This window comes from Fibrobacter sp. UWB3, from assembly GCF_002210405.1.
Classification (GTDB): domain Bacteria; phylum Fibrobacterota; class Fibrobacteria; order Fibrobacterales; family Fibrobacteraceae; genus Fibrobacter.
In genome coordinates this window covers 1-1,421 of record NZ_MWQJ01000020.1, presented here as the reverse complement: position 1 = coordinate 1,421, position 1,421 = coordinate 1, and the positions used below count along the sequence as shown (strand labels likewise).

At 48.1% G+C, this 1,421-nt stretch carries 2 protein-coding genes; both read right to left on the bottom strand.

What is annotated here, in order from left to right; genetic code table 11:
- Positions 1–33 precede the first annotated feature (33 nt).
- Complete coding sequence (locus B7991_RS14595; RefSeq protein ID WP_254918004.1) at positions 34–828, bottom strand: IS3 family transposase; 795 nt, start codon at positions 826–828, stop codon at positions 34–36.
- A 26-nt stretch (positions 829–854) separates the two neighbouring features.
- Positions 855–1,379, bottom strand: a complete 525-nt coding sequence (locus B7991_RS14590; RefSeq protein WP_088631487.1) for a helix-turn-helix domain-containing protein — start codon at positions 1,377–1,379, stop codon at positions 855–857.
- Between the last annotated feature and the right edge of the window lie 42 nt (positions 1,380–1,421).

Genomic DNA, 1,421 nt, shown 5'->3' with positions numbered 1-1,421 from the left:
TGAACTGAACCCAAAAAGTTGGACAGTTTAAAGTTAGGATAAAACAGTATTATGAGTCCGGTATTGCACCGGGCTCATTCCTTTTAGGCGTAGTTTTATCCGATCGTTATTGTAATACTCGATGTATTTTCTGAGTTCTGCCTTAAAGTGATTCATATCCCTGAAGGTGTTTGGATAGAGCAACTCCGATTTCATTATGCCGAAAAAGTTCTCCATCATGGCGTTGTCCAGGCAGTTGCCCTTGCGGCTCATGCTTTGGATGATTTCGTGGTCACGTAGCGATTTTTGATAGATTGCGTGCTGGTAGTGCCATCCCTGATCGGAGTGGAGTATCAATCCTCTCCTTGTTCGGCCCTTGGCGAAGGCCTTTCCCAGCATGTCCATGACCATCTTCAGGTCGGGATGGTCCGATATGGTATAGCTGACGATTTCACCATTGTACATGTCGAGTACTGGCGATAGGTAGCACTTGTCCATGCCGATATTTATCTGAGTCACGTCCGTTGCCCACTTCTGGTCGGGACCGGTCGTGGTGAAGTCTCGGTTAAGTATGTTTGGAGCAACCTTGCCGATTTCGCCCTTGTATGAACGGTATTTGCTGCGTTTACGGACGTTTTTCAGGTTTTCTTCCCTCATAATCCTGATGATTGTCTTGTGATTGATGGTGAAGCCCTCTTTTCTGAGCTGGTCGTCTATCCTGCGGTAGCCGTAGCAGCCCCTGTTCTCCGTGTGTACGGACTTGATCCGAATGCGTTCGTCTGCGTAGCGGTCAGGTCTCTTGCGGAGATTGTAATAGTATGTGGAACGGGGCAGCCCGCCCGCCTTCAGAAGATGCCTTAGAGAGTGCTTGTCGCTCAGTTCTCTGATGACCTGGGCCCTACACCGAACATCTCGGCGTTCTCTTCCTGGTCTAGGGCCTTTAATTTTTTTAGGTAGGCATTCTCCGCCTTGAGATATTCGTTCTCTTCCCTGAGGCGTTCAAGTTCGCTCATTCCTTTTGTACTTTTTTTCGGTTTCGGCATCTTCGGGGATCTCCCTTTGGGCTTTGTTGCAAGAAGTTCTTCGTAGCCGCCATGACGGAACTTACGCAACCAAGAACCCAGGCTGGTAAAACTTAAGCCATACAAGGCTATGACTTCCGCATAAGATAGAGATTTCTTGAAGACCGCGTCAATAACGGCCTTCTTCAAGGCTGGTGTTGAGCGAACATTCGTTTTCCTTTCCGTCCGCCAAAAGCCCGTCTGTCGATAGAGTCGAATATGCCGCTTGATTTCGGACAATTCCAGACCTGTCATCCGAGAAATTGACGGAGTGTCGAATCCATCTTTGTAGAGTTCGAACGCCTTGGCCCATTCTTCTTTTGTGTGTTTCTTATACATGAAAACCCCGAAAGTTGTGTCCAACTTTCGGGGTTCACATCA

Coding starts and splice junctions, on each gene's coding strand:
- B7991_RS14590 (WP_088631487.1), bottom strand. CDS start 1,379: ATGTATAAGAAACACACAAAAGAAGAATGGGCCAAGGCGTTCGAACTC.